This is a genomic window from Streptomyces sp. NPDC055966 (genome assembly GCF_042269865.1).
Classification (GTDB): Bacteria; Actinomycetota; Actinomycetes; order Streptomycetales; family Streptomycetaceae; genus Streptomyces.
In genome coordinates this window covers 102923-117251 of sequence record NZ_JBHJYK010000016.1, presented here as the reverse complement: position 1 = coordinate 117251, position 14329 = coordinate 102923, and the positions used below count along the sequence as shown (strand labels likewise).

Genomic DNA, 14329 nt, shown 5'->3' with positions numbered 1-14329 from the left:
CGGATGGCATGATCGTGCCAGACTGCTGCCCGCACGTCCCGGAGCGACCACCGGGACCGGCCGAGCGGAGGAGCAGCACGTGACGGGGACCGAGCCGGCCGCATCGCGCATCGACACCACCCGGCCGCATCCGGCCCGGGTGTACGACTGGTTCCTCGGCGGCAAGGACAACTACCCGGTCGACGAGGAACTGGGCCGCCGGATCACGGCGATCGACGAGGGCGCCCTGCGCGCCGCGCGCGCCAACCGGGCGTTCATGCAGCGCGCCGCACGCACCGTGGCCGAGGACGGCATCCGCCAGTTCCTGGACATCGGCACCGGCATACCGACCGAGCCCAACCTGCACCAGATCGCGCAGTCGGTGGCCCCGGACAGCCGGGTGGTCTACGTCGACAACGACCCGATCGTCCTCGCCCACGCGAACGCGCTGCTGCGGGGCACACCCGAGGGCGTCACGGCGTACGTCCAGGCCGACGCCCGCGATCCGCGTTCCATCCTCGAACAGGCCGCCCGCGTCCTGGACTTCGGCCGTCCCGTCGCCCTGTCCCTGATCGCGCTGCTGCACTTCGTGGCCGACGAGGACGGCGCCCACGAGCTGGTCTCCACGCTGGTGGACGCGCTGGCGCCGGGCAGCCGGCTGGTGCTGTCGATGATGACGGCGGACTTCGAGCGGGAGAACGTCGAGAAGGGCATCGCCGCCTACGCCGCGGGCGGAGTGACCCTCGTGGCCCGCTCCCGCGACGAGGTGGCCGCGTTCTTCCGGGGCCTCGACCTGCTGGAGCCGGGCGTCGTGTCGGTCGCCGACTGGCGCGCGGACACGGCACCGGACGACCGGGGCCCCGTCTCCCTGTACGGCGCGGTCGCCGCCAAGCCCTGACCGGGCCCCTCGGTCACAGGCCGAGGATCCGGGAGATGGTCCGCAGCACGCCGTTGTCGTCGTTGGACGGTGCCAGGTGGCGGGCCCGGCTCACGACCTCGGGGTGGGCGCCCGCCATGGCGAAGGACCAGTCGGCCGCGTCGAGCATCTCCAGGTCGTTGAGGTAGTCGCCGAAGACCATGGTCTGCGCGGGCGTGATGCCGAGTGCCCGCTGCAGGCCGCGCAGGGCGGTGCCCTTGTTGGCCGTGCGGTTCATGACGTCGACCCAGTGCTCGCCGGAGACGACGACCTGATGGGTGCCGGCGAACTCGGCGAGCGCGGGGGCGGTGGTGTGCTCGGCGGACCCGAAGTCGAGCAGCGCGACCTTGATCACGTCGTCGTCGACGGCCGTGAGGTCCGCCACGACGCGGTGCTCGGCGTAGTACGTGCGCACCTCCGCCAGGAACGCCTCGTCGGTCCGCTCCACGTACGCCGCCCGCTTGCCGCACACCACGGCGCCCACGTCCACACCGTCCTCGGCCAGTCCCCGCACCGTCCGGACGATCCGCGCGGCCACCGACGCGTCGAGGGTGTCGGAGCTGAGCTCCACGCCGTCGCGGACCACGTACGTGCCGTTCTCGGCGATGAACACCATGCCCTCGGCGACCTCGGCGAACTGCCGGGCCAGCGTGGCGTACTGGCGGCCGCTGGCGGGGCTGAACAGCACGCCGCGGCGGCGCAGTTCGGCGAGCACCGGCCACAGGCCCTCGGGCATCCGCTTGGCGTTGTCCAGCAGGGTGCCGTCCATGTCGGTGACGATCAGCCGGATGTCGGCGGGACCCGTGGGCAGGCCGGCGGTGTCGGGGAGGGGCGCGGGCGTGGCGGGCATGTCCTGCTTCCGGTCGGGGGGAGTGACGGCGTCCAGTGTTCCTCATGCGATCGTTCCTCGTGCGACGCGGTGTCCCGGAGCCGGTCCCCGATGACCGGGGACGTCCCGGAGCGTCCCCGAACCGCCCGGAGCGGGCATTTCCCGGGACAGCGCGATCAACGGGCGGCACAATGACGGCGGGCAACCGCGTGCGAGAAGGGCGGCGACGTGACCGAGGGCTCCCCCACAGCCGGACCGGCGAGACTGAACACCTCCGTGGCGCACAACGCCCGGGTGTGGAACTACTGGATCGGCGGCAAGGACAACTACGAGGTCGACCAGCAGGTCGGCGAGCACGTCGCGGGGCTGTTCCCGGTGATCCGCGACGTGGCCCGCGCGGACCGGGACTTCCTGGCGCGGGCGGTGAGGTTCCTGGCCGCGGAGCGCGGGATCCGGCAGTTCCTGGACATCGGCACGGGCCTGCCGACCGTGGACAACACCCACGAGCTCGCGCAGCGGATCGCGCCCGAGTCCCGGATCGTGTACGTCGACAACGACCCGATCGTGCTGGTGCACGCCCGCTCGCTGCTCACCAGCGCGCCCGAGGGCGCCACGGACTACATCGACGCCGATGTGCGCGACCCGGACACCATCGTGCGGCGCGCCGCCGACACCCTGGACCTGACCCGGCCGGTCGCGCTGATGATGCTGGGCATCCTGAACTTCGTCCTGGACACAGGCGAGGCCCGCGACATCGTGCGGCGGCTGGTGGCGGCCCTGCCGTCCGGCAGCGCTCTGGTCCTCACCCATCCGACCTACGACGGTGACGTGGGCGGCGAGGGCAACCGCGCGGCGATGGAGTTCTGGAACGCCCACGCCACGCCGCCCATCACCGCCCGCAGCCGCGCGGAGATCGCCGCGTTCCTCGACGGCCTGGAGCCGGTCGAGCCGGGCCTCGTGCCCTGCTCGCAGTGGCGCGCCGACCCGGCCGTCGCGGCGCCGGTGCCGCAGTTCGGCGCGGTGGCCGTGAAACGCTGACGCCGGCCCGGGGCCGGCACCCCGCGGGCCGCGCGAGGGCGGACGCGGCCGACGAGGACGCGCCCGGGCCGTGCCCGCCGAGGACGTAGCCGAGGAGGACGTATGACCACCCTTGCCGATCCCGTGCCCGGCGGGCGCCCCGAGGATCTGCGCCGGGTCGCCGCGCTCACCACCGGCCTGGCCGCGCGGGACGTGCGCGGGATCGTCCTCGCGTACGTCGACACCGCGGGCGTCTGCCGGATCAAGACCGTGCCGACGGCCCGGCTGGCGGCGGCCGTGTCCTGGGGTGTCGGCATGTCCCCGGTGTTCGACACCTTCCTCGCGAACGACTCCGTCGTCACCACCGACGTCCTCGGCTCCCCGGACGGCGATCTGCGGCTCTACCCCGACCTCGACCAGCTGGTGGTGCTGGCCGGGCAGCCCGGCTGGGCGTGGGCGCCGGTGGACCGGATCACCCAGGAGGGCGCCCGGCACCCCGGCTGCGCCCGGACCTTCCTGCGCCGGATCGTGACCGACGCGGCCGAGCGGCACGGCCTGACGTTCCGGGCGGCGATCGAGGTCGAGTGGTCGCTCGGCCTGGACTCGGCGCCCGCCGGTGAGTTCGTCCCGGCGGTCTCCGGTCCGGCGTACGGCGCGATCCGGCAGGTGGAGCTGAGCGACTACACCGCCGACCTGCTCGCCGCGTTCGAGGCGCAGGACGTCCCGGTCGACCAGCTCCACCCCGAGTACGCCCCCGGCCAGTTCGAGATCTCGGTGGGTGCGCTGGACCCGGTGGCGGCGGCCGACCGCAGCGTGCTGGTCCGGCAGACGATCCGCGCGCTCGCCGCACGGCACGGCCTGAGAGTCTCCTTCGCGCCGGCGGTGTCCGCCGAGGGCGTCGGCAACGGCGGCCATCTGCACCTGTCCTGCCGGCGCGACGGGGTGAACCTGCACGCGGGCGGGGAGCGGCGCTACGGCATGACGCCCGAGGCGGAGTCCTTCGCGGCCGGGATCCTGGCCCGGCTGCCCGCGCTGACGGCGGTCACCGCCCCGAGCCCGGCCAGTCATCTGCGGCTCAGACCCTCCCAGTGGGCAGGGGTGTTCACCGCGTGGGGCCGGGAGACCCGGGAGGCGGCACTGCGGGTGGTCACCGGTACGGCGGGCCGCCACGAGCAGGACGCCAATCTGGAGGTCAAGCCGGTGGACCTGGCCGCCAACCCCTATCTGGCACTCGGCTGCGTCATCGCCGCAGGCCTCGACGGTCTGGCCGGGGCGCGCACGCTGCCCGAGGAGATCACCGGCGACCCGGCCCGCTACGGCCCGGACGAGGCGGCGGCGCTCGGCGTCCGCCGGCTGCCGCGCTCCCTGCCGGAGTCCGTCCGGGAGTTCCGCGCCGACGCAGTGCTGCGGTCCGCGCTGGGCCCGGTCCTCGCGGACGCGGTGAGCGCCGTACGGCTCGGCGAGGCGGCGGCGGTCGAGGGTCTGGACGACGCGCAGGTGGCGGCCGCCTACCGCTGGGTGTACTGAGGTGGCCCCCGCACCGGGACCGGTCCACGAGGCCCTGGCCGGCCTCGCGCTGGTGGACCACCACTGCCACGGCGCCGTGACGGCCGACCTCGCGCCGGGGGAGTTCGCCGCACTCCTCACCGAGGGCGCGGCCTGGCCCGGCGTGTCGCCCTTCGACACGCCCGCCGGAGTGGCCGTGCGCCGGCACTGCGCGCCCCTGCTGGACCTCCCGCGGCACGCGCCGCCGGACGCCTACACGGCCCGCCGTACGGAGCTGGGCTGGCGGGAGGTCAACCGCCGCTTCCTGACCGCCGCCGGGGCCGCGGCGTTCTTCGTGGACACCGGCTACACGACCCACCCGCTCACCTCCCCCGCACAACTGGCCGCGGCCTCCGGCGCCGCCGCCTTCGAGGTCGTACGACTGGAGCAGGTGGCGGAGGCGGTGGCCGCGCGGGGCGTCGCGGCGGACGCGTACGCCGAGGTGTTCCGGGCGGCGGCCGAGGAGGCGGTCCGCGGGCCGGACGTGGTGGCGGTGAAGTCGGTGGCCGCCTACCGCACGGGCTTCGCCCTGGACCCGGCCCGCCCGCCGGCACGGGAGGTGACCCGGGCCGCGGGGGCCTGGCTGGCGGCGGGCGGGCGGCTGAGCGACCCGGTCCTGGTCCGGCACCTGCTGTGGACCGCCGTGGACCTCGGCCTCCCTCTCCAGCTGCACACCGGTTTCGGCGACGCCGACCTGCGGCTGCACCACGCCGACCCGGCCCTGCTGACCGACTGGCTGCGCCTGATCTCCGGCACGATCCCGGTCCTGCTGCTGCACTGCTGGCCGTACCACCGCCAAGCCGCCTATCTGGCAGCGGTGTTCGAGCAGGTGTACCTGGACGTCGGCCTCGCCCTGCACCACACCGGTCCGGCCCGCTGCCGGGCGGTGCTGGCGGAGGCGCTGGAGATCACCCCGTTCCGCAAGCTGCTGTACAGCTCGGACGCGTACGGTGTGGCCGAGTTCCACCATCTCGGCGCCCTCTGCTTCCGCCAGGGGCTCGCCGATCTCCTCCAGGAACGCGTCGACGCCGACGAGTTGAGCCTGCCCGACGCCCTGCGCATCGCCGCCTGGACGGGCGCCGACAACGCCCGCCGCCTCTACGGACAGCCCGCACCCGAACCGGCCCGCGACCCCAGCGAGCGCCCCGCCCGGAAAGTATGATCAAGCAATGTCAGACATGACCGAAACCACGCCCGGCTGGCTCACCTCGGACGAGCTGGAAATGGCCCGGGCCCACATGCCGATCCTGTACGTCGAGGCCGTGCCCGTGCGCGTGGACGACAGCGGCGAGGTCACCAGCATCGGACTGCTGCTGCGCATCGGCCCGGACGGGACGGTCAGCCGGACCCTGGTCTCCGGCCGCGTCCTGCACCACGAGCGGGTCCGCGACGCCCTGCTGCGCCACCTGGAGAAGGACCTCGGCCCGGTCGCGCTCCCCCGCATCCCCACCTCGCTCCAGCCCTTCACCGTCGCCGAGTACTTCCCGACGGCGGGCATCACCCCCTACCACGACCCGCGCCAGCACGCGGTCTCGCTCGCCTACATCGTCCCGGTCACCGGCGACTGCCGCCCCCGCCAGGACGCGCTGGACCTGGTCTGGTTCACCCCCCAGGAGGCCGCCTCGGCGGCCGTGCAGGGCGAGATGCCGGGCGGGCACGCGGTGCTGCTGAAGCAGGCGCTCGCCCATGCGGGAGTGGCGGTCTGAGGACGGCGGCAGGACCAGCCGGCCGGGCCGGGCGCCGGCCCGCGCCCGGCGCCCCACCGCCGCAAGGTTTCCGCAAGGCGGCGGCAAGCCCTCCGTCCGCGCGGCCGGGCAGAGCCACGGTGGACAGCCCGTAAGGGACTCGCGAGAGACAACGCGGGTACACCGTGTCGGCAGTGGGTTCGGACACGGAGTCGTCGGCCACGGGACGCCAGTGGCCGACGCTGCTCGGGCGCAGGACGGTCCTGACCGTCGCGCACACCGTCACCTACGCGAAACGACTGGTCGACATTCTGTCGCTGCTGGAGGACGACTTCCGGGTCCAGGTGGCGTCCACCGCGCCGCCGCACGTCTTCGGCGACGAAGTGCCGCATTTCCTCGGGCGGCTCGGCTGTGCCGTGCTGCCCTGGGAGGAGGCGGTCCGCACACCCTTCGACGTGGCCGTGCGTGGTTGTCCGTCGAACGTCCGAACCTGCTGGCCGTGGAGCACCACTGCCGTACGCACGGCCGGGCCGAGGAGCCGCCCAACTGGCCTACGTCCTCGCGGAGTTCCTGAACGCCGAATGCCACTGGCAGGAGGCACGGGCCGTCCTCGAACCGGCGGCCGCCCACTGGAGCCGGACCGGGAACGAGCCCGCGCTGTGCCGCGCCCTCGATCACCTGAGCACCGCCCACACCTGCGCCGGCCACTACCCGCAGGCCACGCGGATCGGCGAGCGGGCGCGGGACATCGCCCGGCGCAGCGGCGACACGGAGGCGGAGATACTCCGGACGCTGGGCACGTTGAAATGGCATGTCGGGGACCACCGCTCCGCGCTCTCCCTCCTCCAGCGGTCCTTCGCCATCAGGAAGATCACGGGGGACGCCTGGGACAGCGCCCGGGGCCACAACAACATGGCCGTGACATTGCTGTTCCTCGGCGAACACGAAAGGGCCCTGGAACACTTCGAGAAGGCCGTCAGCGGATTCACCGCGACCGACGGCCACACGTCGCTCGGAAAGACCCTCAACAACACGGGTGACCTCTATTTCCGGACCGGCGAACTGAAATCCGCCCGGCGCTCCTTCGAGGAGGCGCTGAAATTTCTCGACTCCTCAGGAAATCGATACGACCGGGCGACGGTGAAGGGCGGTCTGGCCGACATTCTGGCCTCCTGCGGAGAATCCGCCCGCGCGTTGCAGCTCCACGAGGAGGCCCTCGCGGAATTCCGGGCGCTCAAGGACCCGAAGAGCGAGGCGGACATGTTGATCGGACTCGGGGAAGTCCTGCGTCACGCGGGCGAGAGGGAAAAGGCGTGCGGTATTTCCGTGCCGCACTGGACAACGCACACGCCCCGGGTGCGGCCCACCAGGAGGCCAGGGCCACACGCTGCCTCGGTGAGACCTACGGCGACCTGGGCCGATCCGAGGACGCCGTCGCGCTCCTGCGCACCGCCGTCCGCCTGGCCGACCGGACGCAGAACGCGAGCGAGCTGACGGCCGCGGAAAACGCACTCCATCGAGCAGCAGGCGAACACCATTGAGATCCACATGACAACCGAGTAGCAACTCCTGCTGCCGGCGCCGGACGCCTCGGCCGCCGTACCGTCCTCGGCGGCGAAAGTCAGCCAGGACGGCTGCATCATGATCTGACGCCGAGGGGATCACCCCGGGGTGGCCCCTCGGGCCACCCCACCCCACGCTCTTAGCAGGTCACACGGTGCTCCACCAGGGATCACCGGCAGGCGTTCAGGTTGCGTTCAGGTTCGTGAGCGGCTGAGGCAACAGCTGCACCAGAAGCCTCAAAACAATGGCAAAGGGGGCTGGGGAACGAACAGTTGGACATGCGAAGGTGCGAGCCATGAGCACAGAGCACGTCCTCCAGGACCCGCCACGCGGTAACGCACGCGCGCGCATACGCGAGAGCGCGAACAAGGTGCCGGAGGTCACCGTCTACTTCTGGATCATCAAGGTCCTCACCACCGGCATGGGCGAGACCGCCTCCGACTTCCTGGGCCACCTGCTGGGCCCGGTCCCGGCGGTCGCCCTCGGCTTTCTCGCCTTCGCCGGGGCGCTCGTGCTCCAGTTCGCCGTCCGCCGGTACGTGGCCTGGATCTACTGGACGGCGATCGTCATGGTCAGCGTGTTCGGCACGATGGCCGCCGACGTGCTCCACGTGGGGCTCGGGGTCCCGTACACCCTGTCCACCCCGCTCTTCCTCGCCGCCCTCGCGGCCGTGTTCGCGCTCTGGTACGCGAGCGAGCGCACCCTGTCCATCCACTCCATCCGTACGCGCCGCCGGGAGTTCTTCTACTGGGCGGCCGTCCTCGCCACGTTCGCGCTGGGCACCGCCGCGGGCGACCTCACCGCGACCATCGGCCTCGGCTACCTGGGCTCGGCCGTCCTGTTCGCCGTGGCGATCTGCGTCCCGGCCGTCGCCCACCGCGGCGGCCTGCTGGGCGCGGTGACCGCGTTCTGGACGGCGTACGTCATCACCCGCCCGCTCGGCGCCTCCCTCGCCGACTGGATGGCGCTGCCGGGCAAGCGCGGCGGCCTGGACTGGGGTCTCGGCCCGGTGACGCTCTCCTGGACGGTGGCGATCGTCGGCTTCGTGGTCTTCCTCGCGCTGTCGCGGCGGGACACCGCGCCTGCCGCCTGACAGGGACCCTCCTGGACTCGGGGGCCGGCTCCCGGCTCCCGGCTCCCGGCTCCCGGCTCACAGGAGGATGTCCGCTCTCCGGTCGGTTCGGCCGCCGGCCGGGACAGCACGCGCCCGCGACGGCGGCCTCGCCGACCTCACCGGTTCCGGCCAACTCGGCTGCCGACGGCCCGACATGACCCGTGCGCCCTCGACGGCCGCGGTCGCACGTCCGGGCCCCGACGACCGCATCCCCGCACCCGTCCCTCCTGTTGCGCGTCTCCCTTCCGGGCGGGGACTGATCCGGCCACATCGCGACGCGGGCGGGGCGGGCGCCGCACAGGGCACCCTGAGCTGGCCGCACACACCGAGCGAGGGGTACACCGATGGACCCGATCACCGCGGCCGCGCTCACCTCGCTGGCCGGAAACCTCGGCGGCGAGGCCGGACGGAACGCCTGGCAGGGACTGGCCGCGCTGGTCCGCCGCCCCTTTCGGCGGACTGCGGACGAGGAGTCCGGCGAGGACCCGGTGACCGGCTCGGGCGAGGTGGAACTGGCCGCCCTGCAGCGCGAACCGGACAACACCGCCCATGCCCAGGCCCTGGCCACCGCGCTCGGCGTGCGGGCGGCCCTCGACGACGAGTTCCGCGCGCGGCTGGAGCAACGGTGGCTCAGCATGCAGGGCGACACCGGCGGCGCCGTGCACAACACCATCGACGGGGGCACACAGAACGGTCCGGTGCTTCAGGCCCGTGACATCACGAACCTGACGTTCGACCTGCGTCGGGAGTGAGCCGGGAGAAGCAGAAAGGGGTCGTGCCGGACTTCTCCGACACGACCCCTGACGTGCATGCCATACACGTCGGGACGACAGGATTTGAACCTGCGACCCCTTGACCCCCAGGAGTGAAGGCCATGGGAACTACCTGCACATATCAGGCAGAAAGAGCGTGCAGAAGGTGCCTCCCCGCGCGTGCTGTTCAGGGTCGGGAGAACCGTGTGGTCCCCAAATGGTCCCCAGGGCAGTGGTAACAGCGTGGGTATCTGCCTGCCGTAGACCCATAGGTTCCGGACGGATCGAGCCATGCACGATGCGTGTCGCGGTCCCGGCAGGTCGCGCACCCGTCGTGCCTGCTCGCTGGCGTCACTCACCACAAGCGTCGTCCTCGGCAGCAGCGTCAAACTCGTGCCGACTGCTCTGCGCCCCAGAACGGGCACCCCTGGCTGCACGGCGATGGGGCGACGAGGCCGACATCACCTCCAGCGGGGCCCGTCCATATGATCACTGCTTGCTTCCGATTGTGAAGGAAGCACCGGCGCGCGGTGCACAGGGTCTTCCGGAGAGGCCAGACACCACAGTCGGCCGTCCATCTCCACTAGAGGCTTGCCGATCCCAGGCAAAGCCGGCACGATCCGCGCGCTGACGAATTCTCCTTCCCGGGGGACGGGAAGGCCGAGCTGACGGGCGATGTGCCGGTGTGCATCGTTGTCGCCCATGATGATGATCCCCTCGTCCCGGAGTGCCGAGCGGGATCCGCCGTTCCCTCGGACGCGCTTCATGTAGTCCTTCTGCTGAACGACGGTACGGACCGCATTGCGCCCGATTCGGCGCCTCTGGGCGCGCCGGAACAGTTCGTTGACTCGGCCCTGACCGGACCTATTCCCAAAGACCGCCTCGAGATCGGTGCCGGGCATGTGCAGCAAGATGTTCTCCGAGAGCTCGGCCTCGCGCCAGAGCCAAAGGATCTTGTCGCGGTGCCCGGCTTTGAGCGTGGCTCTCAGGTCCCGATTACGCCCAGTGTTGAGCCACTCCTGTTTGACGCGCAGCAAGCCGACACTCCACCGGCTCACGTAGTCGTCAGCCCAGACTAGAAGGCAGATGTGACCCAGCGTCCCGTGAGGGAACGTCCAGCCGCCGAATGTGAGGCTAAAACGGCAGTCAACATCGACGTCGGCGATGCTGAAGTCCATCGCAAGGCCGTCCTCGAAGACGAACTCACGCTGGATCGCAATGTTGACCAGGCTCCCGAGGTGCGCCCGCTCTGCCTTGGTCAGATGCTTCAAGTCGTAACGACCCGTCACCTCGCCGTTCAGCACCTCGTCGATAGCATCCCGCAGGACCCGCCCCATACGTGTACCGTCCGGGTCCAAAACCTGCACTGCACGATGGGCCGCGATGAGCTCCTCATCGTCTGCTCCCGCACTCGTGAGCCTTTCCAGCACTTCGGCCGCGTTAGCCGGCCGATCCTTGGGGTTGATCGCTAGAAGGTCCGTGACTAGCGCTTCGAGTTCGGGAGGGAAGCCAGAGGGCAGTGCAGGTCGGGGATGCGAGCGTCGGTGAGCCTCTGCCTCGCGTTGGGTGAGCGCGGCGGCGGGCGGAGCGCCAGTGACCATGGTGTACAGCAGACAGCCCAGTGAGTACAGGTCGCTCCGGTGGTCGACGGCAACGTCCTCGAAGAACTCCTCGTACGAGCGGTAGGGAGGCAGAAGCCCGAAGGGATTGGGGGTGGGTCGCATGTGCCTACTCGGGTTGATGCGCGGCAGGCGGCGGACGCACAGACCGGGATCGGTCACAAGTACCCGACCGTCATGGCACAACATTACGGCTGAGGGACTGAGGTCCAGGTGAAGCAACCCGTTCCGATGGAGATCGGCGAGCATCCCCGCGACCTGCCCGCCGATTTCGCTGATCTTTTCCAGGGGCAGAGTGCCAGGTGCAAGGTCCAGCAGTCGCCCCAGGTCGTCGCCGTCGACAGCATCCGTCACAAGGTACGGACGACCATCGTGCAACCCGTAGCCGCTGACCCGCACCGCTCCCTGAATGTCGAGTGCGGCCAGGCGCTCCGCATCGGCGAGGAAGTCCTCTTCTCCGGACCCCGTGCCTGCCCTCGGTGTGTCGAAGAGCTTGAGAGCGACCTCCCGGGCCTGTAGCTCATCCGTCGCCTGCCAAGTGGTTGACGTCGTTCCGACGTACCGCTGCCGGGTCAGCCGGTAGCGTCCCTCAACCACCATTCCCGACTCGTCGGCGGGGATGCCCGGATCACGGCTCGGCTTCTGTGCGGGCTCCTCGGAAACCACGGCCAAGGGATTTCTGTGCGGTCGGCCTCCCATCGCGGTGTTCTCGCCCGGCACCGCGATGGGGAACTCCCCTGCCGACGCTCGGTCCGCCGTCGGTCCTCCGGAGCAAAGGGCAAACGCCCCGGCCAGATCGGCGGCGGAGGGTCTGCGGGTGGGATCGTATTCCATACAACGCCAAAGGGACCGCAGGAGCACCGGGCTGATCCCGGAGTTGGTCAATCGGGCATTTTCCGAGATGTCGACCGTCGGATCGCTCCACCGTCCCGAGAGAAGGGCCAGCAGCAGCGCCCCGACGGCGTACACATCGCTCTGCGGCGTGAGCGGCTGCCCTTCGTCGTCCGCCTCCAGGTAGGTGTCACTGAGGGGCAGCACGTCGCGGTGAGCGCTGTCGACTCCGTCGACTGTCGCCGTCGCCCAGCCGACGAGCCGGACGTCGCGATCGGTCACGAGAACGGACCGGGGGGAGAGCGAGCCGTGCACGAGCCCCCGGGAGTGGGCAAGCGCAACTGTTTCCGTCAGGCCCAGTCCGATTCGCAGGAACAGCTCCTCTGGGACCGTCCCCCCGTGTTCGTCGAGGACGGCGCGCAAGTTTGGTGCGGGCGGTGAGGACGGCGTGTCTGCGCGGCGGTGGACGCAACTCGTCGCGACCCACGGCAGCTCCCCTGCGGTGTTCGCCGCCGCGCCGAGGAGTGCGGGGACAAGCGTGCCCTGCATGCGCGTCAGGCACTCGGCTTCCGTCCGGACGAGGTCCAGCGCGGTTCCCGGGTCGCGGGTATACAGCATGACCGGCGCTCGGACCATGGCGACGGTGCCGTCCTCGTCCTCGGCCAGGTACATCGTCAGGTGGGGCCAACCGTGGGCACTGCGTGCACGGAGCCGGAACCGACCGAGCTGCACCGGGTCCTCCGGCAAGAGCTCTATCCAGCCGGCTGGCAGGGTTTCACCGGGGGCGTCTTCGTACGCCTCGTCAGTCCCGGCAGCTGAGTCCTGGGAGCCGGCGGAACCCCCGGTCTCGCCCCCGGGGACACGGCGCCGTTCCGGCCCGAGCGCCACCGGCTCGGAACCGGCGGACGGGATGCCGAGCCGCGTTAGCACCTGCTCGCGAAGCCAGCCGAAGGAGCGCCCGGTGTCGTCGATGGCGGCCGGGCCGTTCGGGTGCCCGACCCATGCCGGGAAGACCGGGGCGCGGCCGACGGCGGCCTCAATGCGTCGCGTCACGGCCTCGGCGATGCGCAGCAGTTCCCTCGGGGAGACGGCGCTGAGGAGAACCTGCCGGGCGTCGTCCGTGAAGTCGAACCGCCGGTGGTGCGGCAGACGATCTGCCCCCTCGGCGTCGAGCTCGTGCATCAAGCCCCCCAGGAACACTTCCATGAGGTGGCCGATGTCTGTCGGTGGCCCGAGGGCGGCCTGCACCAGGCGCATCACGGGCGGTGTGGCGGGGACGACGGCCGCCATATGGGCCGCGAGCCGATACGCGTCGGCGGACGCAGCCTCCCTGAATCGGAGTACCGCTTCGTCGGCATCGCCGTCCCGGGCGTCGGCCACGGTCCGGTTGGAATCGAGACGGCTAGCGTCCCAGAGCGGGAGGAGCGCTGTGCCGCCGGGCGAGGCAACGAGCCACGCCCAGTCGGCGACGGCCGCAGGGGTCGGCGCGAGAACGGGGACGGGTACGGAGTCGAAGCGGACGAGGTCCGGCGGCAGATCCGGGTCGGTGACGTGCCAGGCGCGGGTGGGGCCGCCGCGGCGATGGGTGGTGACCTGCCAGCGCCGTGCGCCGATGCCGGTGCTCGCCCAGAGTCGGGAAGGCAGTGCCTGGATGATCGCAGTGGGACCGCAACGTCCCCAGTGGTCCATCACCTGGCGCATCCCACCGTCCCGCCAGGCTTCGCCCACACCGTCACTGACGACCAGCACGAGGGTGTTGCCGGTCGGGTCGCACAGGGCCTCCGGCGTAAAGAGCCGACCGCGGTAGCGGTACGGGCTGGTCCGCAGGGACGGAGTGCCGTTGCGCGTATCAAGTCCGTACACGCGCACGTTTCGGAAGGCCCCGGCACGTTCCATCAGCGCCCGGACGTCGGCGGCGAGCCGCTGCCAGAGGACCATGGAGACGCCGTCGTCAACTACGAGGGCCAGGGACAGCCAGCGGGTGCGCACCGCTCTGGTGACGGTCTCGGGCACGCCCGTGTCAGCGATGGCAGCGACGGTCCGTGTGACGTCGAGTTCCTGCTGGCGCCGGTCGGGGAAGCGCTGCCGCAGCGGCCGGAGGGACTTGCCGAGCCGGAGCTGCCCGACGCCGAGGGTACTGCTGTCCGGGGTGCGGACTGCGACCGCCGGCGACAGGCCCGCGGGCGCCTGCGCGTCTTCGTCGAGACTGGGCTGCGCCGAGGCCAACAGCGATCGCTCGGATCGCTTCTTCGTGGACTCCGCAGCGGTCGGCTCTGGTGCGGGCTCCACGGTCTCGGCCGCCGCCACCGTCGGCCCGTCGCGGTGCGGCTCTCCGTGCCGCTCCGAGGTCGCAGCGGCCACGCCAGCGGAGCGCACCAGGGGCCTGGAGTCCCGAGGCAGCTTCCCGGCGAGCCACATGGCGTCGAGGAGTTCCTCGTGGGAGAGCTCCACCCCGCTCTCGGCCAGGACCTTCGTCACG

General features: G+C 71.4%; 10 protein-coding genes. 8 read left to right on the top strand and 2 right to left on the bottom strand.

Annotated features, from left to right (window positions below; translation table 11 throughout):
• Positions 1-79: 79 nt before the first annotated feature.
• Positions 80-877 (top strand): SAM-dependent methyltransferase, encoded by a 798-nt coding sequence (locus tag ACFC8N_RS30635; RefSeq protein ID WP_376291430.1) that lies wholly within the window; start codon positions 80-82, stop codon positions 875-877.
• A gap of 13 nt (positions 878-890) precedes the next feature.
• On the opposite strand, the gene ACFC8N_RS30630 is transcribed toward ACFC8N_RS30635, so the two are convergent.
• Positions 891-1745, bottom strand: a complete 855-nt coding sequence (locus tag ACFC8N_RS30630; protein ID WP_376291427.1) for a Cof-type HAD-IIB family hydrolase — start codon at positions 1743-1745, stop codon at positions 891-893.
• A 207-nt stretch (positions 1746-1952) separates the two neighbouring features.
• Here ACFC8N_RS30630 and ACFC8N_RS30625 point away from each other — a divergent pair, with 207 nt between their 5' ends.
• The 7 genes from ACFC8N_RS30625 (at position 1953) to ACFC8N_RS30595 (ending at position 9400) form a co-directional block, all read left to right on the top strand.
• On the top strand, positions 1953-2762 hold the full coding sequence (locus ACFC8N_RS30625) for an SAM-dependent methyltransferase (protein ID WP_376291425.1): 810 nt from the start codon (positions 1953-1955) through the stop codon (positions 2760-2762).
• A 102-nt stretch (positions 2763-2864) separates the two neighbouring features.
• Positions 2865-4268, top strand: a complete 1404-nt coding sequence (locus tag ACFC8N_RS30620; protein WP_362821777.1) for a glutamine synthetase family protein — start codon at positions 2865-2867, stop codon at positions 4266-4268.
• A 1-nt stretch (position 4269) separates the two neighbouring features.
• On the top strand, positions 4270-5448 hold the full coding sequence (locus ACFC8N_RS30615) for an amidohydrolase family protein (RefSeq protein WP_376291421.1): 1179 nt from the start codon (positions 4270-4272) through the stop codon (positions 5446-5448).
• Between the two features lie 16 nt (positions 5449-5464).
• Complete coding sequence (locus tag ACFC8N_RS30610) at positions 5465-5992, top strand: NUDIX hydrolase family protein (protein ID WP_376291630.1); 528 nt, start codon at positions 5465-5467, stop codon at positions 5990-5992.
• Positions 5993-6436: 444 nt separating this feature from the next.
• Positions 6437-7465, top strand: a complete 1029-nt coding sequence (locus tag ACFC8N_RS30605) for a tetratricopeptide repeat protein (RefSeq protein WP_376291419.1) — start codon at positions 6437-6439, stop codon at positions 7463-7465.
• Positions 7466-7829: 364 nt separating this feature from the next.
• Positions 7830-8627, top strand: a complete 798-nt coding sequence (locus ACFC8N_RS30600; RefSeq protein WP_376291416.1) for a hypothetical protein — start codon at positions 7830-7832, stop codon at positions 8625-8627.
• A gap of 365 nt (positions 8628-8992) precedes the next feature.
• Entirely contained in the window at positions 8993-9400 is a 408-nt protein-coding gene (locus tag ACFC8N_RS30595; RefSeq protein WP_376291414.1) for a hypothetical protein, read from the top strand.
• A gap of 461 nt (positions 9401-9861) precedes the next feature.
• On the opposite strand, the gene ACFC8N_RS30590 is transcribed toward ACFC8N_RS30595, so the two are convergent.
• Positions 9862-14328: a NaeI family type II restriction endonuclease gene (locus ACFC8N_RS30590; RefSeq protein ID WP_376291411.1), complete on the bottom strand. Its 4467-nt coding sequence runs from the start codon at positions 14326-14328 to the stop codon at positions 9862-9864.
• Position 14329 lies beyond the last annotated feature (1 nt).

Bases quoted from the DNA above. Each gene is read 5' to 3' on its own strand.
- ACFC8N_RS30620 (WP_362821777.1), top strand. From the start codon at position 2,865: ATGACCACCCTTGCCGATCCCGTGCCCGGCGGGCGCCCCGAGGATCTG.
- ACFC8N_RS30610 (WP_376291630.1), top strand. From the start codon at position 5,465: ATGACCGAAACCACGCCCGGCTGGCTCACCTCGGACGAGCTGGAAATG.
- ACFC8N_RS30595 (WP_376291414.1), top strand. From the start codon at position 8,993: ATGGACCCGATCACCGCGGCCGCGCTCACCTCGCTGGCCGGAAACCTC.
- ACFC8N_RS30630 (WP_376291427.1), bottom strand. From the start codon at position 1,745: ATGCCCGCCACGCCCGCGCCCCTCCCCGACACCGCCGGCCTGCCCACG.
- ACFC8N_RS30600 (WP_376291416.1), top strand. From the start codon at position 7,830: ATGAGCACAGAGCACGTCCTCCAGGACCCGCCACGCGGTAACGCACGC.